The 26,758-nt window shown below is 45.7% G+C and carries 20 protein-coding genes and 1 riboswitch; of the genes, 6 read left to right on the forward strand and 14 right to left on the reverse strand.

Annotation, left to right across the window (positions count from 1 at the left end; all coding sequences use genetic code 11):
• Positions 1 to 5: 5 nt before the first annotated feature.
• The 4 genes from CKQ84_RS16000 to panB form a co-directional block, all read right to left on the reverse strand.
• On the reverse strand, positions 6 to 716 hold the full coding sequence (locus CKQ84_RS16000; RefSeq protein WP_105252027.1) for a YjbF family lipoprotein: 711 nt from the start codon (positions 714 to 716) through the stop codon (positions 6 to 8).
• A gap of 148 nt (positions 717 to 864) precedes the next feature.
• A complete protein-coding gene (locus tag CKQ84_RS16005; RefSeq protein ID WP_105252028.1) occupies positions 865 to 1,104 on the reverse strand; it encodes a hypothetical protein in 240 nt (79 codons plus the stop codon).
• A gap of 194 nt (positions 1,105 to 1,298) precedes the next feature.
• Positions 1,299 to 2,423 (reverse strand): patatin-like phospholipase family protein, encoded by a 1,125-nt coding sequence (locus tag CKQ84_RS16010; RefSeq protein ID WP_028761134.1) that lies wholly within the window; start codon positions 2,421 to 2,423, stop codon positions 1,299 to 1,301.
• Between the two features lie 136 nt (positions 2,424 to 2,559).
• Positions 2,560 to 3,402: a 3-methyl-2-oxobutanoate hydroxymethyltransferase gene (gene panB, locus CKQ84_RS16015; RefSeq protein WP_105252029.1), complete on the reverse strand. Its 843-nt coding sequence runs from the start codon at positions 3,400 to 3,402 to the stop codon at positions 2,560 to 2,562.
• Positions 3,403 to 3,588: 186 nt separating this feature from the next.
• On the opposite strand from panB, the gene CKQ84_RS16025 reads away from it, so the two are divergent.
• Complete coding sequence (locus CKQ84_RS16025; RefSeq protein ID WP_105252031.1) at positions 3,589 to 4,470, forward strand: helix-turn-helix domain-containing protein; 882 nt, start codon at positions 3,589 to 3,591, stop codon at positions 4,468 to 4,470.
• Positions 4,471 to 4,610: 140 nt separating this feature from the next.
• Here the strand turns inward: CKQ84_RS16025 and CKQ84_RS16030 are convergent, their stop codons facing one another.
• The 8 genes from CKQ84_RS16030 to CKQ84_RS16060 form a co-directional block, all read right to left on the reverse strand.
• Positions 4,611 to 6,326: a proline--tRNA ligase gene (locus CKQ84_RS16030; protein WP_105252032.1), complete on the reverse strand. Its 1,716-nt coding sequence runs from the start codon at positions 6,324 to 6,326 to the stop codon at positions 4,611 to 4,613.
• Between the two features lie 84 nt (positions 6,327 to 6,410).
• Entirely contained in the window at positions 6,411 to 6,575 is a 165-nt protein-coding gene (locus CKQ84_RS23780) for a hypothetical protein (protein ID WP_216822558.1), read from the reverse strand.
• Between the two features lie 27 nt (positions 6,576 to 6,602).
• On the reverse strand, positions 6,603 to 7,232 hold the full coding sequence (locus tag CKQ84_RS16035) for a DapH/DapD/GlmU-related protein (protein WP_105252033.1): 630 nt from the start codon (positions 7,230 to 7,232) through the stop codon (positions 6,603 to 6,605).
• Entirely contained in the window at positions 7,233 to 7,967 is a 735-nt protein-coding gene (tsaA, locus tag CKQ84_RS16040; protein WP_105252034.1) for a tRNA (N6-threonylcarbamoyladenosine(37)-N6)-methyltransferase TrmO, read from the reverse strand.
• A 178-nt stretch (positions 7,968 to 8,145) separates the two neighbouring features.
• Positions 8,146 to 8,526: an Rcs stress response system protein RcsF gene (rcsF, locus tag CKQ84_RS16045; protein ID WP_105252035.1), complete on the reverse strand. Its 381-nt coding sequence runs from the start codon at positions 8,524 to 8,526 to the stop codon at positions 8,146 to 8,148.
• Between the two features lie 78 nt (positions 8,527 to 8,604).
• Complete coding sequence (locus CKQ84_RS16050) at positions 8,605 to 9,951, reverse strand: amidohydrolase family protein (RefSeq protein WP_105252036.1); 1,347 nt, start codon at positions 9,949 to 9,951, stop codon at positions 8,605 to 8,607.
• Positions 9,951 to 13,040: an amidohydrolase family protein gene (locus tag CKQ84_RS16055; protein WP_105252037.1), complete on the reverse strand. Its 3,090-nt coding sequence runs from the start codon at positions 13,038 to 13,040 to the stop codon at positions 9,951 to 9,953. The genes CKQ84_RS16050 and CKQ84_RS16055 overlap by 1 nt, the downstream gene beginning before the upstream one ends.
• Positions 13,041 to 13,255: 215 nt before the next feature.
• Positions 13,256 to 13,648, reverse strand: a complete 393-nt coding sequence (locus CKQ84_RS16060; protein WP_028761125.1) for an H-NS family nucleoid-associated regulatory protein — start codon at positions 13,646 to 13,648, stop codon at positions 13,256 to 13,258.
• A gap of 310 nt (positions 13,649 to 13,958) precedes the next feature.
• Here CKQ84_RS16060 and CKQ84_RS16065 point away from each other — a divergent pair, with 310 nt between their 5' ends.
• The 3 genes from CKQ84_RS16065 (at position 13,959) to CKQ84_RS16075 (ending at position 17,575) form a co-directional block, all read left to right on the forward strand.
• Positions 13,959 to 14,708 carry an electron transfer flavoprotein subunit beta/FixA family protein gene (locus tag CKQ84_RS16065; RefSeq protein WP_028761124.1) on the forward strand — a complete coding sequence of 250 codons (750 nt, stop codon included), beginning with the start codon at positions 13,959 to 13,961 and terminating at the stop codon, positions 14,706 to 14,708.
• Positions 14,709 to 15,635: an electron transfer flavoprotein subunit alpha/FixB family protein gene (locus tag CKQ84_RS16070; protein WP_105252038.1), complete on the forward strand. Its 927-nt coding sequence runs from the start codon at positions 14,709 to 14,711 to the stop codon at positions 15,633 to 15,635.
• Positions 15,636 to 15,730: 95 nt separating this feature from the next.
• A riboswitch (Lysine riboswitch) is annotated at positions 15,731 to 15,927 on the forward strand.
• Positions 15,928 to 16,006: 79 nt separating this feature from the next.
• Positions 16,007 to 17,575, forward strand: a complete 1,569-nt coding sequence (locus tag CKQ84_RS16075) for a Na+/H+ antiporter NhaC family protein (protein ID WP_028761122.1) — start codon at positions 16,007 to 16,009, stop codon at positions 17,573 to 17,575.
• Positions 17,576 to 17,718: 143 nt separating this feature from the next.
• Here the strand turns inward: CKQ84_RS16075 and CKQ84_RS16080 are convergent, their stop codons facing one another.
• Positions 17,719 to 19,869, reverse strand: a complete 2,151-nt coding sequence (locus CKQ84_RS16080) for a M3 family metallopeptidase (protein ID WP_105252039.1) — start codon at positions 19,867 to 19,869, stop codon at positions 17,719 to 17,721.
• A 203-nt stretch (positions 19,870 to 20,072) separates the two neighbouring features.
• Positions 20,073 to 22,172, reverse strand: a complete 2,100-nt coding sequence (locus CKQ84_RS16085; protein WP_105252040.1) for a cytochrome c3 family protein — start codon at positions 22,170 to 22,172, stop codon at positions 20,073 to 20,075.
• Between the two features lie 541 nt (positions 22,173 to 22,713).
• Between CKQ84_RS16085 and CKQ84_RS16090 the strand changes: the two genes are divergently transcribed.
• Positions 22,714 to 23,310 (forward strand): thymidine kinase, encoded by a 597-nt coding sequence (locus tag CKQ84_RS16090; protein ID WP_028761119.1) that lies wholly within the window; start codon positions 22,714 to 22,716, stop codon positions 23,308 to 23,310.
• Between the two features lie 369 nt (positions 23,311 to 23,679).
• Complete coding sequence (locus tag CKQ84_RS16095) at positions 23,680 to 26,757, forward strand: transglycosylase domain-containing protein (RefSeq protein WP_105252041.1); 3,078 nt, start codon at positions 23,680 to 23,682, stop codon at positions 26,755 to 26,757.
• The last annotated feature ends 1 nt before the right edge of the window (position 26,758 follow it).

Raw genomic sequence — 26,758 nt, forward strand, 5'->3', positions numbered from 1 at the left:
TTCCACTAGGATGCAAATGGCTTAAGTAAAGTGATATCAATAAAAGGTAGATTTGGTGCTATCTTCTGGCGACTTTTAATGACGTGTCCATTATCTGGCTTTAACCAAAATTCATTTTGATACTGGATATTCAGGCCTTCCACTGATACGAGCTCACTGTAATGCAGAGCTTGAGTTGGCGTATCGTTGATGAGTATCTCTTCCTCGGCAATAAAAGAAAACTGCGAGTTAATCTTATATCCATAATGGTATCCTGGCTGCCAATCAATAGTTCGAGTCCAAGTTTTAGGGGTACTGCTTAAATGCAAACCTAAGAGAATAGGATCGGGTTCAGAGCTTTCTATTGCGGCTAAATTGCCAGTAAGTAGACTTTGAGTTTTTACTAAACGTCCGTTCACTGTCACTAACATAGCGTTATCCGCGGAGAGCCATTTTAACTCAATTACTTCTGGTACGGGTCTGACTGAGGTGAGAGTTTGTTTCGGTTCCGCAAAGGCTAAAACAACAAATGCTTGGGGTGTGTCATCAATCTTGACATAAATGCTGGCATAGGGATTGGCTTTCACTTGCTCGGTTGTGAGCTTAATATCGCTATCTCCAACGAAAGCCAATTTCATCGTATCGTTGAGGGCGCTAATTCGTTGACTACAGCCAGAAATTCCCATTAATGCAATGGAGGCTGTGAGTAGTGATAGTAGTTTTTTATTTATACGCATCCGAGTTGCTTATTCTCAATAGTCATAAATATCAAATGTAGAGAGAGGTGAGATTTATTTCAAGAAATGGAGTAATTCTCACGTTTCTCTAGAGAAACAAAAAAAACAACCGCCAGTAGGCGGTTGTTTGATAGCTATATCCGACTGATTAGTTGCCAGTACCAGTGGTAGTGTTAGTACCTGTACTCGTGATTGGGTTGCCATCAGAGCTGTTAGAGATTGCAACAGCACCGGCAATCGCAGCACCAGCAGCAACAGAACCAGCAACGATTAAACCAGTGCTGTTAGCTGCAGCGTTAGCGCCTGCTGCTTTGCCTTCAACTGCATTTGCAGCCATAGAGCTGAATGCTGTCATTGCAACGATAAGTGCTAGTGAAGTTTTTTTCATCGTGATTCCCTTTTTGAAAAAATGTGCATGATTTTTTGATAATCTAGTACAGCATAGTAAGCGATGCAAACAAAATTATCAATGTTAAATCCATCTTCTTGCTCATGCGAAAGTTTGAATTTCGGCACTAATATTCAAGCTATATCTATCCATTTGGTATGGTTTTTAGTGAAGAAACTGATTAAATCGTTAGCTTATTTTAAACAAAAGAAATCTTTAAGTTCATCGATTTTTTCCATGGCATCTTTATAGCCTAAGTCGATTAAAGCGCTGGTATACGTTTTTTCGAAGAGTAGGTAGGACACAATACTTGAGTCTGATTGCCTGTCTATACCAATGAAGCCGAGTAAGGTTTTAACGGCCCATGGCATGTCGTCATAGAAGCGGGCAGCAATTTTGCTGAGATCTTCGCTAGGTTTGATGACTAGGGCTTTAATCGGATGCAAGGCGAGTTTGTTACGGCTTGACTCAGGAATCAGGCTTAAAGTGTTATTGATCCTTTCTAGTCTCTCAAGGTCGCTATTTAAGGTATCTGAAAAGATGGTATCGAGCAGATGACCCGCTATTGTCGCTGTTTTTGGGTGATATTCTAGTTCCATAGGAAAGTGCTTGTGCGGGCTCTCTAAGTTAATGACTAAGAGTTTTTCGGCGCCTAAATGAATAGGGCTTGAGAGCGGTGCTAGCTGATGGACTGAACCATCACCATAATAGGCTTGGTTGAGTTTAATGGATGGAAATACCATAGGGATTGCCGAACTGGCGAGTAGGTGCTCGGTATTGAGCATGATACGTTCGCCACTGCGACGGGCACGGGTCCAGTTTTCGATTTCTTTCGCGGCTTGGAAAAAGGTCACTGAGCGAGAGTTATTATAACAAGAGGCATCAACACTTAGCGCGGTCAGTGAGCCATTACGGATATTACGGTCGATACGTTTAAAGTCGATGAGCTCATTGAGTAAGCCTCTGAGCGGATCATTATCGAGCAGACTGCCTGCATCGGTATTGACCTTATCATCTTGCATGCCTTTGAGGGCCATTTTCGTTAGATGGCTGAGAACACCTGTGATCGAAGCTCGGTAGACTTTTCGAGTTTCAAAATGACGCCAAACCCATTCGAGTTTTCTGACACCAAGGTGAAAGCAAGAGGCATGGGTCGCGATAGCGGTGCCATTGATGGCACCCGCAGAGGTTCCGCAAATAATTTTAAAGGGAATACCATGATTGCGTGGATAAAGCTGGACCAGTGCTTTTAACACGCCGACTTGGTAGGCCGCCCTAGCGCCGCCACCGCCTAAGACTAATGCAGTTGATGTAGGCAATCTTCAGACTCAATTTATTGTTTTAATAGTTTTATTAAAGCAACGCCCCCCTATAAAAAGCAAGTCGGTAGACTCAATTAGTTGTAAATTTCGATTTATCGTTTATTCGATTGCTGGAACATTTCGCTTTAGACAATTAATCCGCTGTAACTTTGGTCGTTTTGCTGAGGCCAAAGCAATGCTCCGATGTTGGAAACTCACCCGTCCTCACTTCTTGGGCATATTGGGCGCAGGCCTTAGTGATCAATGGTCCTAAGTCGATATAGCGTTTAGCAAATTTAGGCGTGTAGTCAGAAAATAAGCCTAAGATATCCTCAGTCACGAGCACTTGACCATCGCAGGCGGGTGAGGCACCAATGCCTATAACTGGGATTGAGACTCCTGCCGTCACTGTGCGCGCCGCGAGCTCGGATGTGCCTTCAATCAGTATGCTAAAAGCGCCTGCTTGCTCAAAGTCTTTCGCTAAACTAACGAGGGCTTCGATGGCGGCAGCATCCCTTGCTTGGGTTTTAAATCCACCCAATTGATTCACGTGTTGCGGCATTAATCCTATGTGTGGCATTACAGGGATCCCTCGCTGGGTTAAAAAACGAGTGGTGTCGAGCATTTCTGCGCCCCCTTCAAGTTTTACCGCCTGCGCGCCTGTGCGTATTAATACTTGGCTGGCATGTCTGAAGGCTTGCTGAGGCGATTCTTGATAACTCCCAAAGGGCATATCGATAATAACGCAGGCATGTGCTGCGCCGCGAGTGACAGCAAGACCATGGTTAATCATCATTTCTAAGGTAACCCCTAGTGTAGAGTCTTGCCCATAAACCACCATACCGACGGAGTCGCCGACGATAATCATATCCACATGGGGATCGATAAGTTCTGCCATCGGTTTTTCATAGGCGGTGAGGGCAACTATGGGCGTTTTGCCTTTCATTTTTTGTAAGGTGACGGGCGTAACGCGGTTTTTATTCATGTGGATGCTCATGTCATCTCCAATTTGTTAAATCTGAGAGGGCATGTTAGCGCTTGCTGCTTTGGCGTTAGCTCGATAGATTGACTTAATGTCTAGATATAAAGACACTTCTTTACATAAAGGTGCTTCTAAACAAAGAGGTGCTTCTAAACAAAGAGGCTCGATAATACGAAAAGAAGCTTCGATATAAAAATCACCTTGGGCGATAACACCTTGAATCAAGTCACTGACACGCATTTATCCCAGCAGCATATTACTCAGCACACGCAGGTCGCGCCTTCACGTTTAGCCGCCGCAGGGCTAAGTGCCTCCATCATGTTGCTTAAGCGAACACTCAAGCCGTTTGAACATGTGCAGCGCCATAGTCATTCTTGGGGACAGGTCATTTATGCCAGTCAAGGTGTGTTGAGTGTGATCACGCCTGCGGGGCGTTACATTGTGCCGCCTGAGCAAGCGGTGTGGGTGCCTCCCTTTGTCGATCATGAGGTTATCGCGCTAGGTCAGGTGCAATTGAGTAGTCTGTATTTGGATGAAACCCGGATAGGCGGGTTTCCACCCGACTGCACTTGTTTGAGTGTGAAGCCTGTTTTGCAGTTATTACTGCAAGAGGCTAATGCCTTAGTGAAGAGTGAGGCTGGGCTAATTGATCCCGATTTTAAGGATCGCGTCATGCGGCTCTTGATGGTGATCCGTGATTTTATGGTACTCGCCCCTAAGGTCGCCTTGGATTTACCTTATCCTAGGGATAAAAAATTACTGCGCATTACCGAGGCTTTGCTTGCCGATCCAAGTGAGCAACGTACTTTGGTTGATTGGCAGCGGGAGGTCGGTGCCTCTGCCCGCACGTTAGCGAGATTATTTAAACAGCAAACAGGGCTGAGTTATAGCCAATGGTTGCAAAGGCTTAGATTGCAGGTGGCGATTCAAATGCTCAGCCGAGGTGAATCTGTGCTCACTACAGCGTTATCCTTAGGTTATGCCTCGGGTTCAGCCTTTGGTTATATGTTTAGGCAGTTGATGGGTGTCGCTCCGAGTCAGTACCTGTTAGCGCAAAATACCTTGCCCAAAATACAGCGGTAAACAGCCGCATATAAAAAGTCATGTTGCGAGCCAATGTGAACGATGAAGGTCAATAAAAAGTCCAATAAAAAACGCACTTAAGCTGGGCTCAAGTGCGTTTTGTTTTTGATCTTCAGCTTGTCTACATTTCGCGTTAAGGCTTAGCCTTTAACTGCGTTTTTCAGGAAGTCGAGCAGTTGATCGAATGGAATATCTTGTTTTTCACCTGTGCGGCGGTTTTTGTATTCAAATACGCCAGCATCAATATTGCGATCGCCAATCACCACTGTATGTGGGATACCAATCAGTTCCATATCGGCGAACATCACACCTGGACGCTCTTTACGATCATCCAATAACACTTCGATACCCGCTTCATTTAAGTCTTTGTATAACTGCTCGGCGATATCGGTTACGCGGTGCGACTTGTGCATGTTCATTGGCAGAATACCCACGCTAAATGGCGCAATCGCTTCTGGCCAAATGATGCCACGGTCATCGAAGTTTTGTTCGATGGCTGCTGCCACAATACGGCTCACGCCGACACCGTAACAACCCATCAGTAGCACCTGTGACTTGCCATTTTCGTCAAGTACAGTCGCGTTCATCGATTTAGAGTAGTTAGTGCCCAGTTGGAAAATATGGCCCACTTCGATACCGCGTGCCATAGCATAAGTGCCTGAACCATCAGGTGTTGGCTCGCCTTCGACTACGTTACGGATGTCGGCAACTTGCGCTGTCGGCAGATCGCGTTCCCAGTTGATACCAAAATAGTGTTGGTCATCAACGTTAGCACCGGCGGCAAAATCGCTCATTACGCTAACGCTGTGATCGATAACGATAGGGATTTTAAGACCGATAGGGCCAAGTGAACCTGGACCTGCGCCGATGGCGTCACGGATCAGCGCTTCTGGCGCCATTTCCAATGGTGATGCGACTAAGTCTAACTTGTCGGCTTTGACTTCGTTGAGTTCATGGTCACCACGAACGATTAACGCCACTAGCGGAGCGGCTTCGGTCGCACCTTTAACGATCAAGGTTTTGACCGTTTTAGTGATATCCAAACCAAACTGCTCAACTAATTCCGCAATGGTCTTCGCATTTGGGGTATCGACTAAACGCAATGCTTCAGTGGCTGCGCCGCGTGGTTCGGTTGGTATAGGTGATTCGGCTTTCTCAATGTTAGCCGCATAATCGCTGCCCGTTGAGTAAGCAATTAAATCTTCACCGCTTTGTGCTAGAACATGGAACTCGTGTGACATGCTGCCACCGATTGAACCCGTATCAGCTAAAACTGGGCGGAAAGCTAAGCCCATGCGCGATAGAATGTTGCTATAGGCTGTGTACATAGCCTCATAGGTTTCATTCATGGTATCGACGTCAAGGTGGAAAGAGTAGGCGTCTTTCATCAAGAATTCGCGTGAGCGCATCATGCCAAAACGTGGACGAACTTCGTCACGGAATTTGGTTTGAATTTGGTAAAGATTCAGCGGTAATTGCTTGTATGAACTGACTTCTTTACGAATGAGATCGGTGATCACTTCTTCATGGGTTGGCCCCAGTACGAAGTCGCGATTGTGACGATCTTTAAAGCGCAGCAGCTCGGGACCAAACTTTTCCCAACGACCCGTTTCTACCCACAAGTCTGCCGGTTGCACCATAGGCATTAGAATTTCAATTGCACCAGCTTTGTTCATTTCTTCACGAACAATCGCTTCGACTTTACGCAGTACACGTAAGCCCGTGGGGAGGTAGCTATAAAGGCCCGACGCGTTACGACGGATCATGCCCGCACGTAACATTAATTGATGACTAATGACTTCTGCGTTGGCAGGAGTTTCTTTCTGTGTTGATAGCAGGTACTTGCTGACGCGCATTACCGATGTCCAAATTTGAGTTGAATGGTCGCCATTTTATCACCTGCTTTGGTGATGTCACCTAGGGATTTAGGTTAAATTCAACTAGCTGGGAGATAAATAGCATTTTTTGATGCTGGATAACGGATAACGGATAACGGATAACGGATAACGGATAACGGATAACGGATAACGGATAACGGATAACGGATAACGGATAACGGATAACGAAAGGAAGAGCGCTGTGCTGTTAGAGCGTGACTTCGTCACTGCTAGTATCAAGATAATCCTTACTGCTTACTTATCCCGTCTATCACCAATCACTTTGGCGGGGTTGCCTGCCACTATCGCCCAGTCGGGCACATCTTTCGTTACTATGCTGCCCATACCCACCACAGCGTGATCACCAATGGTCACACCATCGACTATGCCTGCCTGAGCGCCAATCCACACATCTTTGCCAATAACAATGCCTTTGGAGTTGGCAGCTTGTTGATATATGGGGGTATCTGGTGCCATGCCATGGTTAAAGGCGTAAAGGGTGACATTATTGGCGATGCGGGTTTGATTGCCTATCTGAATCCCGACCCTGCCGCCATCGAAGGAGCAACCATGATTAATCGCCACTTCGTCCCCTAGCGTGATAGGCCCATGCAAAAAACACTCGGCGGCGATCATGCAGCGATTACCTATGCGGATATCACGATTGGGTTCGGCAAATAACTGCGCCTCTGGGGCGATAAAACAGTGCTCGCCGATAGTTACCGTTTCGAGGGCACAAAGTTTTGCTTGAATATCGTCTTGCCAAGGTTTGGCCCAGATTAAATGTTTCTCTTTTAAAGAAAAATACAGCCACGGCATCCAAGAGAGCCGCTTTTTATGCTGGCTTTGATAATCAGGTTTTGATGTAGGCGTTGGCGCGGACATTTAGCCACATTTCCCCGGTTTGAGTTCCAATACTAAGATGTATTCTTGGTCATTGTCATCGACCGCCATTTGCCAGAACACATCTAAATCATAGAGGGCGACTTGATATAACTTAGGATCGTCCTTGGCTTTTTTGTAGGCGGGGCGCGGATCTTGCCCCAGCACACCGCGGATAAGCAGAGCTAAATCTGTGTAGGTTTCCTGCAGGGCGTAACGCTCAATCTGTGTCTTGGCATGGTCAGAATACACCACTGAAATCAGTTTAGGCGCGTCTTGGGCAATGCCGCCTACAGCATCGGTAATAGAATCTGAGAAAGGAATGTATGGCTTAATATCAATAATCGGCGTGCCATCAAGCAGATCCATACCGGAAATTTCGAGGCACACTTTGCCCTTGCGCTGCACTACGCCGTGCAATTTCACTACAGACTGACCTATACCATTGGGGCGAAAAGTGGAGCGAGTGGCGAACACGCCAAGTTTTTCATTGCCGCCTAAACGCGGCGGCCGCACTGTGGTTTTCCAACCTTGGGCAAGATTCTCATGGAAACAAAACAACAACCAGAGATGGGAATATTGCTCTATGCCACGCACCGCATCGATATGATTCACATGGGGCTCTAGTTCGATATAGCCGCGCGCTTCAACAAGTCCGGGTTGTCTTGGAATGCCAAATTTTTGTTTATAGGGCGTGCGGCATGTTGCCACTGCGATAATTTGGTTGGTAAATATCATGCAAAAAATTACCTAAAGGGTAAGTATAACAACCGCCTAAGCTCATTATTAAGGCCCATCTTTGTGTGCTAATAATGCAGCATTGGTCATGAAGCGTTAGCCATTAAGCGGTTGATAGGGGCAATCTTAGAAAACTATAGGATCACGCCGCGAGCAGTATGCTTAATATGCGTGAGGCTTACTCTGTTGTAGCCGTTTTTACTGCTTGACCAACGCATAATGCGCGGCTGATACAACCTTGGGCAGCTTCTTCAAATATGACACATTGCTTGATGATAATGCCGTTAGCTCCTTTATCTGCGGCATTGCGACGGGCTTCGGTTCTGGCATCGGCAAGTGATGCGGGCGCACCGTTGGTATCGGCCTGACAGGACTCACCTTCGACCAATCCTTTTAATTCATAATGACCTTTCGGCAAGGTATCACCTTCATAAAGGATGACATCGGATGCCTTGAAATAGTCATTAATCGCCTCACTGTCCAAATTACTGTTAAAACTGTAGTCGCTTGCACAGGCACTGAGCAGGAGCACTAATGCACTTGAGAGGATAATTTTCATGGTTTGACCTGAGGTTGAGGAGAAAACTGCGCAGCCTTGGTAGGCTGCGCCGATGCGATATTATTATCTGAGTAAATTCTACCGCTTAAGGTACTTTTGATAAAGCTGCTGATGGCGATTATTCAGATCTATCCGCCGTCCTTCAATCCAGATTGCCTCAATTTTATTGGTCATAGGGTCGAGAATGTCCCCCTCTGACAGCACGACACTGCCTTGGTATCCCACCGCTATCGCACCTAAATCCTCCACACCTAACAGTTTTGCGGCATCTAAGGTGATGGACTTAAGTGCTTGTTCAGGCGTTAAACCATAGGCGGCGCTGTAACCTGCGGCGTAGGGGAGGTTACGGCTATTCCAGTCCGATGAGAACCCAAGGGCGAAGGGAATACCTGCATTGGCGAGTAAAGATGGGATCTTAAAGGGTAAATCGACTGGCTCATCTTTACGTTTAGGCAGACTCAAGGTATGAGGGTAAATGACTCCAGCCTTAACTTCCCTTAGGCTTGAGTCCAAACGCCATGCATCGTATCCGCCGACAATCACCAATTTGAATTGGTATTTTTTCGTCAAAGCGATCACTTGCTCAATTTGGCCAACACTGTCGGCATGGGCAAACAGTGTCGCTTTGCCTTGGTATAGCGGCAGCATAGCCTGCCAGCGCAGGTTGTTGGTCGCGGACTGGGGATCTTCATTCTGGTTTTTGTCTTTGCCGTTGGCCTTATCACTTAAGAAATAGCGATAGCCATCTTCAAAGGCGATATTGAGCTTGTCGATCGCCTGCTGATTTTTCTCGATGGCCTTGGCTTTCTCTTTTTCATCTTCTGGCATGCGTTTGATTTGCGGCCAATAGACATGGAACTGTCCAGCACTTGGTGTCATCGCATCTTCAATCGTCCATGCATCGAGATCCACCAGTACCGATTGTCCTGCTAACCCATCACCGCTCGGAACGATTTGTGCGTGGGTAATGCCGTTGTAACGTATGGTCGGGATGAGCTCCGAATCCGCATTGTAAGCTGTGGCCGTGCTGATCTGCGGATTGATATAACCTACCTCGGCGTTATCAACCGTTGGGCGGCTCATTTCAATTTCGACTAAGCCTAAGCTGGTGTCTAGGGCGATTAAGCCCGGATACAAGTATTTACCGCTGGCATCGATGATTTGAGTGTCACTGGTTTCTGCGGTTGCATTGTTGATTTGGCTGGTCAGTTGAGGCCCAACGGCCGTGATCTTGCCATTTTCAATTAAGACGTCTGTGTTGCTGAGCACGCCTTGAGTGACTGTGTGCACAGTGGCGTTTTTAATCAGTACGCTGCGGCTTTGTTTAGGCGTAGGTACGATATCATTGGCCATAACTGGGGCCTGCGTGGTGCAAATTGCGCCGAGTAGCGCCACAAACAAAACGGTTTTAGATAAATGTTGCATTATTTGGCTCCCTCATGAGCGTGGCCCCATGCCTGAAAGTGGGTGTCGCAGTGCCACTGTGGCTCGTTGAGTGGCGTGATTTTTTCACCCGCTTTAGTTTGGTCATCACTGCTGAGAATTTTTTGGATCAGTGCGGCGCGCTCGTTGACTACAGCGAGCTGGGCAACTTGGTCTTGGTCGCGGTCAAAATAGCGTTTTCCTTCAACCCATGCCTGCGTCACTTTGGCGTAAATAGACAGAGGCTCTGCGTTCCAGAGTACGATATCGGCCATTTTGCCTGGGGTGAGTGAACCCACAAACTCATCGACTCTTAATTGTTTGGCTGGATTGATAGTAACCATGTTCCAAGCGTCTTCCTTCGACATATTGCAATACATCATAGACTTAGCCGCTTCTTGGTTGAGTCTGCGCTGCATTTCATAATCGTCTGAGTTAATGCTGGTGGTCACCCCCTTGTTTTGCATCAAACACGCATTTTGTGGAATCGCGTCGTACACCTCAAACTTATAGGCCCACCAATCGGCAAAGGTCGATGCGCCAGCACCATGGGCAGCCAGTTCACTCGCCACTTTGTAACCTTCGAGCACATGGGTAAAGGTTTGTACTTTAAAGTGATAGGCCTCGGCCAAGCGGATAAACATCAGGATTTCTGACTGTACATAGGAATGAATATGTACGTCGCGTTGCTGGTTTAATACTTCGGCGACCGCCTGCAGACGATAACTTGGACGCGGGGCGATGGTTTTCTTTTTATCGCTGGAGCGCAGATTATCATAGGTTTTTAACGCCTTTTCATAGGCGATAGCAGCGTCGAAGGTTTCTTCAAATAAGGCTTTTACTCCCATGCGAGTCTGGGGGAAGCGCTGAACAAATTTCTCGCCCCAGTTACTCTGTTTGACGTTTTCACCTAAAGCAAATTTGATACTGGCGGGCGCGTTAACAAATTTGAGTTGTTCGGCCGACTCGCCCCATTTCATTTTGATCAGTTGTGATTGGCCACCGATAGGGTTGGCGCTACCGTGGAGTAATTGCACGCTGGTGACGCCGCCCGCTAAGGCGCGATAGATTGAAATATCGTCGGGATTAATAATATCGCCAATGCGTACTTCAGAGGTAACTGCGTCTGTTCCTTCGTTAGTACCGCCATTAATGGCGATATGCGAATGTTCATCGACTATGCCAGCGGTGAGGTGTTTACCTGTTGCATCGAGGACTTGATAACCTGATGGCGTACTTAATTGTTGGCCAATTTTTTCGATGCGGCCATTGGCCATCAAGAGATCAGCATGTTCGAGAATACCTTGTTTATCCGATGTCCACAGGGTGGCATTCTTGATGTGCAGCTTCTCCACCTTAGGGGCTTCTCTCAGTCCGTAAGCTACGTTAGGGAAGGTGAGGTGACTCACTAGGCTCGTGTTTGCTTCATTCTTGGGAGCATGATTGCTTGCTTGGTCTGCTTTTTTGAGCTTTGCAGTTTGAGTTAAAGCGACACCGGCAACATTTGTAGTGCGACTTTTTGCATCGACCATGCGACCTTGAATGCCGTCATCGGCTATCCACAGCGTAAAGCGGCTAAGGCCGTTAATGCCTGCGGCGCTCAAATTGGCAGTAAAGCTCAATCTTCCGTTATCATCTAACTTAAGTTGAGTGAGTGAGATACTTTGTTCGCCACTGCTTAAATTGCCTTGGATGTTGGGTTTATCACTTTTACTTTCATCATGTAGCGATAAATCTAGCGTGAGGTTATTGAGGCTTAATTGGTAATCTCCCAGTAATCGTGCTTGGGGAAGTGAGCGCAGACTTTGCTCCTGACCTTGCAACCAAACACTGTAGATCTGGCCATCTTTAAAGATATTGCCTTTAGTGATAACAAAGTCAGCCATATAACCGGGCGCGAGTTTACCGGTAAAGTCGGCGGTGCCTGTCATCTCTGCGGCTTGGGTGGTGAGTGCCGCGAGAGCGTTTTCTTCACTTAAACCTTGGGCAATGGCTTGGCGTAGGCGCGGCCAGAAGGCATCGGTCTTAATCCCAAACTGCGTTAACGCAAAGGGGATTCCTGCGTTAGCTACCGCCGCAGGGTTGGTTGGTGCACGTTCCCACTGTCTTAAATCCGCCAGTGATACTTCACGATCAGCGTCATCTGTGCCGACATCGGGCGCCTGCGGATAGTTTAAAGGCAAGATCAACGGATAGTTCAGCGCCTTTAACTCATTGATGCGTGAGTATTCTTGACCATTACCAAGTAGGTTGGCTGGCAGTTTATGTTCTTTGAGTAAATGGGCTGCACGTAATTGGTCATTGAGATTTTTGGTTTCAAAGATAATTTGCTTATCGGCTAAATTATCTAAACGCTCAAAGGCGATATTAAATTCGACTTGATTGTTTATTGCGCCATTGGCAGGTTTGTTTTTATTTTGGTTATACCAATTTGCATCGGCAAAGGTTTGCCTAATAAGTGAAATGCTGCCCATTAATGATGAGGGATAATCTTGTTCAGACGAACCTTTATCAAATGCCATAAAAGGTTGACTGCGGGCGCGATAAATCACTTCATTAGCCGTTTTGTCCGCTAATGAAAGGCTGACACCCGTCCCACGGAAGATACCGTCGAGTTTGCTACTTTGCACACTGGTGAAACCATTATTAATCCACTCTTTTGCGCGTTCTTTATTGGGGTAAACGTAATTAAACCATTCTTTTTCAGAATGAATTGCACCATTTTCCGCATTACCACCGATACGTTTTATATCATAGACGGGGCGAGTGAGCTTAAGTTTGGGATATTCGAACTCAATCCCATAATCGGTAAAAGGATCGATAAATCCGGGATAAATTGTATAACCACTCAAATCGATTCTAAATGCGCCTGCGGGAATGTCGTTGTGCTCAATAATGGCTTTAATTCGATTATTTTCAATTAATAAAGTGGCATCGCTTAAACGCTTTCCTGGGGCAATAATTAATTCAGCATGGGTAAATGCAGTGAGTTTACTGGATGTTGTTCCAGTATTGAGTTGGGCAAATGTTGTTTGTGATACTAAGCTAGCGATTATGCTGCAGCTTATCATTATCTTATTGTTTATCTGCATTATTTTATTCAATCGAGTGAGGGTGAACAAAGAGTAACTGAAAGCAGATGTAAATACTAAGGCTGAATTGTAACGTAATTTGAGTGGGAGTGAGGTGCGGAATTAACGGCTGTCGTTTAAGTTTGAAATGATTGATGGATATAAAAAAGCTCGCAACTAATGCGAGCTTTTATGCAAACTGGTGTTGGCAATTAGCGCCATCACACTTGGTTGGATTAGATTAAGAAATCTTCCATAGAACGACCTTTGTTGATCTCGTTCTTAAATACGGTAGGCATACGGCCTTGGCCAGTCCATTGAACCATTTCACCGTCAACTTCAATTTGGTATTTGGCTGGACGAGGAGCGCGTTTCTTCGCAGCAGCTTTAACAGCTACGCCACCTAAGTCATCAATTGATAAACCAACGGCTTCCATTTGTTGACGGATTTCTTCAATCTTAGCATTACGAGCTGCCATGGCTTGTTCTTCTTCCTCAGCCATAGACTCGCGTTCTACTAAAATTTTATCTAATTTGTCGGCTAAATCACGTAACTCTTCAACGCTAAGTTCTTTTACTGCAGCTTTAAAACGACGGCCGTGAGTTAATATCTCTAAAAATTCGCTCATATCTATTTTCGTCCCACTCTATTTTTAATACAGGATAATGGTGAACAACACCTAAATGATAGAAACTAATATAGCTCGAATCAAATAAAATTATGCGTTTTAAGGAAATTAAATATTATTTATTTTTTGAACTTTTCTTATTCCCTCAAATAAGTGTCCAAAAAAGTGGCCGTTGCAGCGGATTAAAAAATACAAACAGGCGTTTGACTTTGGTTGACGTTAACGTTAACAGGACGTAAAGTTGCTCTATCCTGCATTGGTATTAACCAATGTTTTGTCCATGTACATGAAAGTGTAGGAAGGAAACCCTATGAAAGTATTGGTGCCCGTTAAGCGCGTTGTTGATGCCAATGTGAAGGTCAGGGTCAAAGCTGACAATACAAGTGTTGACACTGCAAACCTAAAAATGGCGTTGAACCCTTTTTGTGAAATCGCAGTAGAAGAAGCGGTTCGTTTAAAAGAAGCGGGTAGCGCTACTGAAGTGGTTGTTGTCAGTATTGGTAATAAAGCCGTGCAAGAACAACTGCGTACCGCGCTTGCATTAGGCGCAGATCGTGCAATTCATATCGATACTGAAGAAGAGCTCGTGCCAGTGTCTATCGCCAAATTGCTCAAAGCGGTACAAGACAAAGAACAAGCAGAGCTGGTGATTTTTGGTAAGCAATCCATCGATGGTGATAATAACCAAACTGGCCAAATGTTTGCCGCGTTAATGGATATGCCACAGGCGACCTTTGCTTCAGAAATCAAATTAGAAGCGAATACATTACAAGTCACCCGTGAAATTGACGGCGGCATGCAAACTCTCAAGCTGCCTTTACCTGCTGTCGTGACCGCTGATCTACGTTTGAACGAACCCCGTTACGCTTCACTACCTAACATAATGAAAGCCAAGCGTAAGCCATTAGAAGTATTTACTGTGGCAGACTTAGGCGTGACGTTAAAGAGTCACCAAACGATTGTGAAGGTCACTCCGCCAGCTGAACGTAAAGCGGGCATCATGGTAGCGTCGGTAGCTGAGCTAGTTGAAAAGTTAAAAAATGAAGCGAAGGTGATCTAAATGGCCATTTTAGTATTAGCTGAACATGATAATGCTGCACTGAAACTCGATACGGCAAAAATTGTTACCGCCGCCTGTGCCATAGGCGATGAAGTACATGTCTTGGTTGCGGGGCACCAATGTGGCGCGGTTGTCCAAGCGGCGCAGGCACTACAAGGTGTTAGCCAAGTACTCGTTGCTGATGCCAGCGTGTATGAAGCGCATTTAGCGGAAAATTTTGCCAAATTGCTGGTGGACTTAGCGCCAAACTATGGTCACATTCTGGCCTCGGCTTCAAGTTTAGGTAAGGACACGCTTCCGCGCGTGGCGGCATTATTAGATGTCGCGCAAATCTCAGAAGTTATTACCGTCGTCAATGCCGATACCTTTGTGCGTCCTGTGTATGCGGGTAATGCTTTAGCGACAGTGCAAAGCCATGATGCCATTAAAGTGATGACAGTGCGCGCCAGTGCGTTTGACGCTGCGCCAGAAGGTAACAGTGCGGCTGTGACGACACTCGATAAAGTGTTTGAAGCGAGAACTCAGTTTGTTTCTCAATCGCTGACAGTTTCTGCCCGTCCAGAGTTAGGCAATGCTGGCATTATTGTATCTGGCGGCCGAGGCATGGGCAGTGGTGAAAACTTCGGCATGTTAGAGCAACTTGCTGACAAGCTCGGTGCAGCAGTTGGCGCATCACGCGCCGCAGTTGATGCAGGTTTTGTGCCTAACGATTTACAAGTGGGTCAAACCGGTAAAATCGTTGCGCCAAACTTGTATATTGCCGTCGGTATTTCTGGCGCGATTCAACATTTAGCCGGCATGAAAGACGCTAAAGTCATCGTTGCAATCAACAAAGATCCTGAAGCGCCGATTTTTCAAGTTGCCGATTATGGACTCGTTGCTGATCTGTTTGAGGCGGTTCCTGAGCTGATTACAAGTCTCAGTTGATTTTATCTGTGATCTGGGTCACATTAAGTGACTTTGCGGTAGCATCTGCTAAGCCGCTTATGTTTTTATGTGCCTCACGCCCGTGTAAGGGCGTTCTTAGAAGTAGAGGCGCGCCAAATATTAGTAGTGATCAGTAGGGTGATTCCGTTGATCGATTGCGAAAGGATTTGGTGCCGAAGTGGTTCGATTTATCACGATCAACTGCTGGGGTTGTACCTAATAGGTGCAGCACTGCCATAGTATTTTCCGATATGGATATTGGGAATAGTTACTATGGAGCGCTACTGATAGGACAGGTGACTTTGGGTATCTATTGCCTTTTCCCACCAGTTCAGTCGCCCTCCATTCGTATTTAACGAAGATAATAATCAATGACTGTTATGAATTATGCCGATTCGGCACTTTCCTTGTTGCCGCCTGCGGTGGCTATCGTGTTGGCGATCTTGACTCGCCGTGTACTGCTTTCTTTGGGGTTAGGTATTTTAATTGGTGCTTTATTGCTCAATCAATTTTCACCTTTAGCAACGGGTGAGTTTGTATTTAATGGCGTTAAAGGGCTTTTTTGGACTGATAAAGGTCTAAATTCGTGGAACTTATATATTCTCGGTTTCTTAATTGTACTGGGAATGATTACAGCGTTAATTACCGTAAGTGGCAGCGCGCGGGCTTTTGCCGATTGGGCTCGTTTACATATACGTAATAAACGTGACGCTAAACTATTGACCATGTTTTTAGGTTGCGTAGTTTTTATTGATGATTATTTCAATAGTTTAGTTGTTGGTTCGGTCGCTCGACCTGTTACTGATCGTTATTATGTTTCCCGCGCGAAGTTAGCTTATTTATTAGATTCTACTGCCGCGCCTGTGTGCGTTATTTCTCCAGTTTCGAGCTGGGGCGCTTATATTATCGCACTCATTGGCGGGATATTAACTGCCCATGGTTTTGCTGATACGGGTCATTTGAGTATTTTTATTCAAATGATCCCAATGAACTTTTACGCAATCTTCTCCTTGTTATTATTACTTTTTGTTGTCTTTATGGGATTAGATGTTGGGCCAATGCGTGAGCATGAGCTCAATGCCCAACGTGGTAATTTATACGATGAGTCTAAAGGATTACCGCCTGGGGCGAACGCGGATTTACCTGAAGCCGAAACCGGTAAGATTTTAGGTCTATTTCTGCCGATTACCGTGTTGGTATTTGCAACCCTCTATTTTATGATTAACAGTGGCGCTCAAGTACTCGCGGCGGAAGGGATTGAATTTAATATTATTTCTGCTTTTGAGAAAACCGATGTCAGTTCATCACTTTTCTTTGGTGCATTAATTGGTCTAGCGGTTTCGCTGATATTGAATTTAGTGCAAGGCGTTGAGAAATTGATGATAGTCAAAGGTATAGTGCAGGGCGCTCGCTCTATGCTGCCGGCGATTTACATCCTGTTATTTGCTTGGACAATCGCAGGGGTGATTGGTCAACTCGAAACCGGTAAGTTTATGGCGAGTTTAGCAACAGGAAATATTCCGTTCGCGTTTTTACCCGCCTTAATGTTTGTGCTAGCAGGTATTACTGCGTTCTCAACTGGTACTAGCTGGGGTACGTTCGGGATCATGTTGCCGATTGCTGCTGATATGGCTATGGGAAGTCACACAGGCATGATGTTGCCTATGCTTGCCTCTGTGCTGGCGGGGGCTGTATTTGGCGATCACTGTTCACCAATTTCCGACACGACTATCTTGTCGTCTACGGGCGCCAGTTGCCACCACATTGACCATGTGGTGACTCAGCTACCTTATGCACTCATTGCGGCGTTTATTAGCTTAGTGGGTTATGTGGCACTTGGATTTACCGAGTCTGTTGTCGCGGGTTTAGTGGCTTGTAGTGTGGCATTTGTGATTAGTATTATCGTACTTAAAATCAAATCTAAAGGCGCAATTAGCTAGACGTTAATTGAAACCTTTCACTGCAAACGTTCACGACAAATAAGTCAAAATAAATCAGCCAGCATTATGCTGGCTGATTTTTTGGTTAAGGCTGAGTTTGTCTTTATCTATAGCCTATCGCATTAAGGCTATCAACTCTTAGCTTAGCGTGCTTGATCTAGACCGCGGCGTTTAAGTAAGCCTTCTGTGGTGGGTTCTTGTCCGCGGAAGTTTTTGTAGGCGTCCATTGGCGCTATGCTATTACCCACTTCACGGATCGTTTTGCGGTACTTCATGCCGATTTCACGATTGAGCCCGCCTTGGGTTTGTACATAGGCAAACGCATCCGCCGCTAAAATCTCACTCCACATATAAGCGTAATAACTTGCCGAGTAACCGCCGGGGAAGGCATGGGCAAAATAGGTCGACTTATAACGCGGAGGTACGGCACTAATGTTTAAACCGTGCTTTTTCAAGGCATTGGCTTCAAAGGTTGGTACATCTTGCAGCGGCGTATCTGGGCTTAATGAATGCCATTCCATGTCTACTAATGCGGCGGCCATGTATTCCAGTGTGTCAAAGCCTTGGTTGAAGCTGCCAGATTTCAGCAGTTTTTGCAGCAGTTCATCGGGAATGGGTTTGCCTGTTTCATAGTGTTTCGCGTAGTTCGCTAACACTTTTGGATGGGCGGCCCAATCTTCTTCAAACGTCGATGGAAATTCAACAAAGTCGCGTGAAACCGAGGTGCCCGCCAGACTTGGATAAGTCACTTTAGAGAACATGCCGTGGGTGCCGTGACCCATTTCATGGAACATAGTGGTGACTTCGTTATAGCTGACGAATGTGGGTTCACCTTCGGGCGCTTTCTTTATGTTCATCACGTTGACGACCACAGGTTTAGTGCCTTCTAGGAAGGATTGACCGACGAACGAACTCATCCAAGCGCCACCACGTTTACCTTCACGGGCAAAATAGTCGGCGTAGAAAATGGCCATGCTTGAGCCATCGGCATCAAACATTTCGTAGGCTTTCACATCGGGATGGTAAACCGGTAAATCTGGGCGTGGTTTTAAGGTGACGCCATAGAGTTCTTTGAGTGTGTAGAATACGCCGTCTTCGAGCACACGGTTAAACTCGAAGTATGGGCGAATGCTATTGGCATCGAGGGCGTATTTTTCTTGGCGAACTTTTTCTGCGTAAAACTCCCAGTCCCACGGTGCCAGTCCAAATTTCCCACCGGTTTTAGTGATCATCGCTTGAATGTCGGCCGCTTCTTTCTCTGTGTTAGCAACTACCGCAGGCACCATTGAGCCAAACATGCTGTAAACCGCTTCGGGTGTTTTGGCCATTTGCGGTGCTAATCGATAACTTGCCCAGTTTTCATAGCCTAATAATGTTGCGCGCTCGGCTCTGAGTTTCGCTAAACGAGATACGAGTGACGCAGTTTCGTTTTCACCAGTTAAGCCACGGTTCGCTGAGGCTTCCCAAATACGCTGGCGTAGCTCACGGTTTTCCAGTGATGCCAACACAGGTTGGCGAGTGGTGTTGGTGATGTTAATCAGATACTTGCCATCGTGACCGGCCGCTTTGGCATCGTTCGCGGCTGAAGCTATTTCACCGTCGGTTAATCCAGCAAGTTCACTTTTTGAATCCACCACAACGGCGATTTCTTTGGTTAAGCGTAATAAACGCTGAGAGAACTCATTCGTTAGTGTTGATTGTTCTTCATTTAACGCGCGGATTTTAACTTTTTGTTCATCGGTAAGTTTAGCACCAGCCATGATAAAGCGTTGGTGATATACCTCAACCAAACGTACGGCTTCTGGGGTTAACCCTAAGTTAGTGCGGTCGTTATAGATAGCTTCGATACGGGCAAATAGCGCTGGGTTTAAGTTGATATTATCTGAGTGGGCCGCCATTTTTGGCGCCATTTCGCCTTGGATTTTACGCAGTTCTGGATTGCTATTCGACCCTGCTAAATTATAAAACACGCTTGATGCACGGTTGAGTAGAGCGCCGCTTTTCTCCATAGCCACAATCGTATTATCGAAGGTTGCTGCTGCCGGATTATTGGCTATTGCGAGAATTTCTTGATACTGCTCAGCCATGCCTTGCTCTAGGGCTGGCGCGAAGTGCTCATTCTTAATGAGGCTAAAATCAGGGGCTTGATATTGCAGGTTACTGGCTTGGAACAGCGAGTTTTGGGTTGGTACCGAGATAACGTTAGGTGCTTTAGTTTCTGTGCTGCTGCAACCTGCCATGAATCCGGCGGTGAGAGTGGCGCCGATGGCGATGGCAATAAAACTTTTACGCATAATTGAGTGACTTCCTTTGAATTGTTGTTTTTTTAGGACTGTAACGTTAGTAACTTAAATAGGACTGAAAATGGCTTGTTATCGGGAATGTCTAAGTAAAAAAGGAGTCTCGCATTAGCGAGACTCCTTTGGCTATTTCCTTGCAGGGAAAATAGGTACCGCTTTTTACTTACTTCTTAATCACGCGATGATGAGATGATTAATTAGCGAGTAAACTTGTGGTATTTATCAATACCAGAACTTCTACCTGTGTCATGACATACTGCACAGGATTCAGAGGTCGGTTGTTTAAACCAGTCAGCAACCTTTGGTATGCTGATTTCACCACCGTTGCTTGCCATATGCGCCTTAGCTGAATCGCTAGTGTGGCAGGCATAACAGTTTGCGGTGACTGGGCTTGTCATTTTGCTACCTGGCTCAGCGATGTATTGATTTGGCACTTTGCTTAAATCAATCGCTTTTTCATGACAGGCAACGCAGCTAGTAGAGGCTTCAATCGCGCCTGCACCGTTAGCGGTTTGCGCTTGAGTTCCATCAGCTTTAACTTCACCGACTTTAGCGCCATTACCCCAGTGCCAGCTGTGCACCATAGGACCAAAACCTGCGCCTAAGGCTGCTGAAGTACGTTCCATGCCGTTGTCATGGCAGGCGATACAAGCTTTACCACCTTCATCGAAGGCACCATTTTTGTGGAACGCAGTGGCATCGTTGTGACAAGTAGTACAGCTGTTAGTACTCGCTATCTCACGACGTTCGAAGCCAGAGACCTTTTGAGTGGTGACAGGGTTAACGACATCTGAGTAAGCCGTAAAGGATATGCCCATAGAACCATCATAACCTGTCGCTCTTAGGTTGCCATTACTTTGGTAGCGTTGCTTACCATCATATTCCATCCAACCAGCGGTACTGAATGTCACGCGGGCAGAATAAACATAGTTAGCATTCACTGCGCTGATATCCGTCAGTAAATGACAGATATTTTTAGTGCCGTCAGTGTTGTAACCATAGTAGTAGTTAGTACGGTTACCTGGACGACCCACTAAGCTGCCATTTTCATAGGAATGTAAATAAGCGCCCGCATAAACTACGGGTTTCTTAGCGTCATATACTAGCGGGCTAGAATAGTTAAAGTTGTCTTTAATGCTAAAGACGTTACCATCGGTGTCTTTCACTGTCAGCGTTGTACACCAGCCTGGGGCGGTTACTGCAGCCGCAGCACCTGTTGGTGCATAGTGGTCTGTCTTGGTAGAAATATCATCTACTTTAACAGGTGTTGATAGACTCAATTTATACTTAGCGCGAATCGCTTGGCGTTCGGTTATACCCGCTTTGCTTTCGTGCATAATGCGCAGATCCGCACCATTACTTGGGATAATAGCCCCTGGTACGCCACCACTGTCATGGCAATCAATACAACCTGGTCCAGCTACGTTGATGTTTTTAGGTGCTTCAACGTGACAAGATGTACAGTTTTGTACTGAAAAGTCTTTAGTAAAATCTTGGTGATTGATATGACCAATTTTAGATAGGGTGTTTGTCGCATAGCCACCCGTAGAGAAACCTTCAGCATTGACAACTGCACGGCTAACTGAACCGTGACACACTAAACAGCCTTCCACGAAGGTGACTTCGCTGTCCATGCCAGTAGCGACATAGCTTGCATGACGACGAGGGCTTGTTGAGTAGTCGATATGGCAAGAGTAACAACTATCAGTTGTGGTTGAATGGGTGCCTTCAGGTTTGTTAACGACCAGAGGTTTAGAGGTCGCAATACCATTATTACCACCGACACGTAACCAAACAATACCTTCAGTGCTTGGATTAACCCCTTTCATTGGTACTTTAAATTGGTAATGACCATCAGCTAAAGCGGTCAATTCAGCGCCGACGGTTGCTTGAGTTGCTTCACCGCCAATATGGACGTTATCTGCAACACCATTTTTATCAGCTTCGGTGCGGTTAGTGATGAAGCCTTTATCTGTTAGTGCAGCCACTTTGGCTTGAGCATTTAACAGTCCGTTGATTAGGTTATTGTTTTCATCTGTAATTTCAAATTCGTAAGTGATACTGCCTTCGCCAAAGCTATAGTTGATCACTTTGACGTTAGTCATAGTAGAACTGGTGACTGGGGGCGGTGTTCCAGGCTCTCCGGGTGTTCCAGGTTCACCGGGTGTTCCAGGGATACCGGGCGTTCCTGGTGCTCCATCTACACCATCTTTACCATCATCGCCACAGCCAACAAGGGCGCCAGTTAGTGCTAAGGCAACTAAATATGCCAGTTTTCTAGAGGTGAAAATTCTCATCATAATCTCCATTTGATCCAATATGCGAATAAAGGACGGAGTGGAGCACTAAAGTTTGCAGGGTAGATTAGTGCTTTGACCGTTGGTCTCAATTTGCAAGCTATCGAATACTTTTCTTTTTTTAATTGAGCACGTTTTGTCTCGAATGAAAGATTACTGTTAAATTTGTGTTTGTTTTTTGAGCGCAAGCCCATTTATACCTATTACTTTGGAGGTAGATCGCACTTTTTAAATTTAACTTTTACTAATTTTTCCTTATGAAACAACATTTAAGTTTCAGTTAAGCTTTCATTAACAATTGAACGGCATCGGGGCGTTTTTTATGTTTTTTGCAGGGAAGAGTATTAAATGAAGTGGACTAGAAATATTTCAGGAGGCGATTGGGGATTAAAATGATTGATAAGTTGGTGTCATTGCAGAATTTCATGATAAAAGCTTAGCGGCTGCTAGTGTTCTGATGTGAAGCGCAATGTTAGACTAGCGCTCAATTTGGCTCTGGTAGCAGACGCGTAAGCGATAACGTTTTTAAAGGGTATAAGTCTTGGCTCAATTGTATTTTTATTATTCGGCAATGAACGCGGGTAAATCCACTTCCCTATTACAGTCATCCTATAACTACCGTGAACGCGGTATGAATACTTTGGTCATGACAGCCTCCATAGATGACAGATATGGCAAAGGTAAAGTGGCCTCACGTATTGGCATTGAAACCGAAGCACAGGTATTTAGTAGCCAAGATGATTTGACTCAAATGATTAGCGATGTGCATCAAGCTACGCCATTAAGTTGTGTGCTGGTGGATGAGTGTCAGTTTTTGAGTAAAGAACAGGTTAAGCAGCTGACGCATGTGGTCGATAATATTGATATTCCTGTACTCTGCTATGGCCTAAGAACGGACTTTCAAGGCGAACTTTTTAGCGGCAGTCATTATTTATTAGCTTGGGCCGATAAATTAGTTGAGTTGAAGACTATTTGCCATTGTGGACGTAAGGCTAACATGGTGGTGCGTCTTGATGGTGAAGGCAAGGTGATGCGCGAGGGTGAGCAAGTGGCGATTGGTGGTAATGAAAGTTACGAGTCTGTCTGTCGCAAACATTTTCGTGAATTTATCTGGGATGCGCATGAATATGTGGGATGAGGCTTCGTTAATCGCGTGTGATTATTGAGCGACTCATTCTTTTTATACGACTTAAATTAGTTCGTTTTGTTTTTAAGTCATACTGTCTATTGCCTTAATCGCTGAAAATACCTTGATATCAACAAATTAATATTTGGCAAAATGTACTATCAGCTTAACATGAGTATTGATTAGTGGCGGTTGTGGGTCACAGGCACCCTTCTTTACAGTGAAGTTAGGTTTGATAAAGTGTGGAACATAATGGGTACTAAGACTAATTAATAGAGCCGGATAATGGCTAGATGAGTTTGATATCTTGCTTTACTGAGTGGCAACGGATTTGCTGAGTTGCATGAAAGATGAATATTTTAGTGTTTTTTTGGAGCTGTTTTGCCTAATTCCACATCAGAGATGAAGTTCGAAAATTATCGTCCTCGTCCACCACAACCTGAGCCTAAAGCTAAGGTTAAGCCGCCGCGTAAAGCCAGATCAAAGGGCAGGGTCTGGTTCTTATTTTTCATTCTGATTTGCTGCGCTGCATTGCTGATTGGACTTGAGGTTAAAACTTCGTTTTATCAAGCAAAATTCATCAATCAATATGCTAAGACGCTCACCTATGAATTAGAAAGCTCACCGAGCCAAGCGGTTATTTATCCTAGTTATGGTCCTTTCGATGAGCGCCATGGCTACAGTAAGTTACCTCAGTATATTGATAGGTTACTGCAACGAAATTTTCAGGTAACGCAACAAGTGGCGTTTTCGCCAGCGTTGCAGGAATACGCTCAACTTGGATTTTTTCCGCCTTACCATGAAAAGGCTCAATCTGGGTTGACGCTGCTCGATTGTCGCAATACCGATTTATACGAATTTGCCTATCCTAAACGGGTTTATCAGGACGACGATAAGATCCCCAATGAAATCGTTAATACTTTACTGTTTATTGAAAACCGCGAGTTATGGACGACGGAAGAGAAACTCAATCCGGTGATCGACTGGCCACGTTTTGTGGTGGCAGGCATGAGCCAAATTGCTGAAATGGTTGGTATGAATGTCTCTACCGCGGGTGGCAGTACACTCGCGACTCAGATTGAGAAATTCCGCCATTCTTCCCAAGGTTTAACCTTGAGCATTAAGGATAAGTTACTGCAAATTGGCTCGGCCAGTGTGCGCGTGTACCAACAAGGTGAAAACACTGAACCTGCTCGTAAGCGCATCGTTCAAGATTATCTGAATACCGTGCCATTATCTTCGGCGCCAAATCATGGTGAAGTTCATGGTATTGGTGATGGATTGTGGGCGTGGTTTGGTACCGATTTCGATACTGCAAACAAGCTGTTAGCATCGCCGCAGATCAAAGGTAATGCCACCAAGCGCGGACAAGTATTCCGGCAAGTAGTTGCCTTGATGATCGCCCAACGTCGTCCGTCCTACTATCTATTACAAGGTCATGAAGATCTTGAAAACTTAGTCGATAGCCATATCCGTTTACTCGGCCAGTATTATTTGATTGATCGTGGCCTACGTGATGCTGCACTCGCGCAGAAATTGCAGTTTAAGGTCGCCAAGCCGCAACGTAATACCCAATCTGGCGCAGATAAGGGCGTGAACACAGTTCGCATTCGCACCGCAGGCATGTTAAATGTGGGGCTGTATGATTTAGACAGGCTCGATTTGACGGTCAATAGTAGCTTACACAGTGACTTACAGCAGAAAGTCAGTCACTACTTACGCAGTCTGGCGCAAGTGCCTACCGCGGAGAAAGTGGGTCTGCTTGGCGAACGGTTACTCGACCCAAGTCAACTGCAAAACGTACTGTATAGCTTTACGCTTTATGAGCGCACTGAGACCGCCAACCGAGTTAGAGTGCAGACGGATAGCACCGATCAGCCTTTTGATATTAACGAGGGCAGTAAGTTGGAATTGGGCTCAACCGCTAAATTGCGGGTGATGGCGACCTACTTAGAAATCATTGCCGAGATCCACGACAAGTATTCCAAGAAACATGGGATTGAATTGGAATCTATCATTATCGAACCTAGGGATCATTTAACCCGTTGGGCGATTGATTACTTGATTTTGAATCCCGACAGACGTTTAGACCGCATGTTAGATGCGGCGTTACAGCGAGAATATTCGGCCTCAACCAGTGAACAATTTTTTACCGGTGGTGGGTTGCATGTGTTTAATAACTTTAAAAAAACAGAAGATTTAAAAACGCCAACACTTTACCAAGCCCTGCAGGATTCGGTTAACTTGCCGTTTGTGCGCCTCATGCGCGATATCGTGAATTACAGCAGTAGTATGCAAAACGAGGGCAATATGGCCCAGTTGCTGCGTAATGATAAAGATCCGCGCCGTGACGAATATCTGCGGGTATTTGCTGATAGAGAAGGTAATACCTTCGTTACTAAGTTTTATCGCAAGTACAAAAAAGTGGCTGCGAATGAGCGTTTCGACATGTTTTTTGACGGTTTGTCCCAGTCGGAGCAGCAGTTGACGGCGGCGTATCGCTATTTACTGCCCGATGAACCTATGGCGGCATTTAAGGCTTTCTTGAAGCAAAGATTGCCGCAGGTAAGCTATACCGATGGTCGTATTAAGAGCTTATATAACAAGTACGGTCCGGATAAATATAATTTGCCAGATCAAGGCTATATCGCACGGGTGCATCCTTTGGAATTGTGGGTGCTGGATTACCTTAATCATAATCCTGATGCCAACTTGAACGATGTTAAGCAGGCGAGTGAAGCACAACGTCAAGAGGTTTACCGTTGGTTGTTTAGGACGCGGCATAAAAACGCCCGTGACGTACGAGTGCAAGTGATGCTTGAAGTTGAAGCCTTCCTTGACATACATCAACGTTGGGCGCGTTTAGGTTATCCCTTTGATTCTATGGTGCCATCCTTAGGCTCAGCACTGGGTAGCTCGGGTGACCGACCCGCAGCCTTAGCCGAGCTGATGGGCATTATTCAAAACGACGGCTATCGTTTGCCCACAGTGCGTATCAATCAGCTGCATTTCGCCGCAGATACGCCCTATGAAGTGAGATTGCAGAATCAGAATACCCAAGGTGAGCGGGTAATGCGCCATGAAGTAGCACAAGCCTTAAAAGCAGCGCTGGCGAACGTAGTGCAAAACGGCACCGCACGTCGTTTAAAAGGCATTTTTACCGATGAAAAAGGTGGCATGTTAGCCATAGGCGGGAAAACCGGCACCGGTGATAACCGTATTGTGACTCAGATGCAGCAAGGTAAAAAAGTGGCGACTACGGCGATGAACCGCACCGCGACCTTCGTGTTTTATCTAGGTGACAAATACTTCGGTACTTTGACCGCCTTCGTGCCAGGCAGTAAATCCGATGATTTTAGTTTTACTTCGGCGCTGCCATTGCAGGTGATGAAGGGCATGATGCCTATTTTAGCTCCCTATGTACAAACCGAGCAGGGCATGTGTGTGGTGAACGAATAAA

The organism is Shewanella sp. WE21, assembly GCF_002966515.1.
GTDB classification, from domain to species: domain Bacteria; phylum Pseudomonadota; class Gammaproteobacteria; order Enterobacterales; family Shewanellaceae; genus Shewanella; species Shewanella oncorhynchi.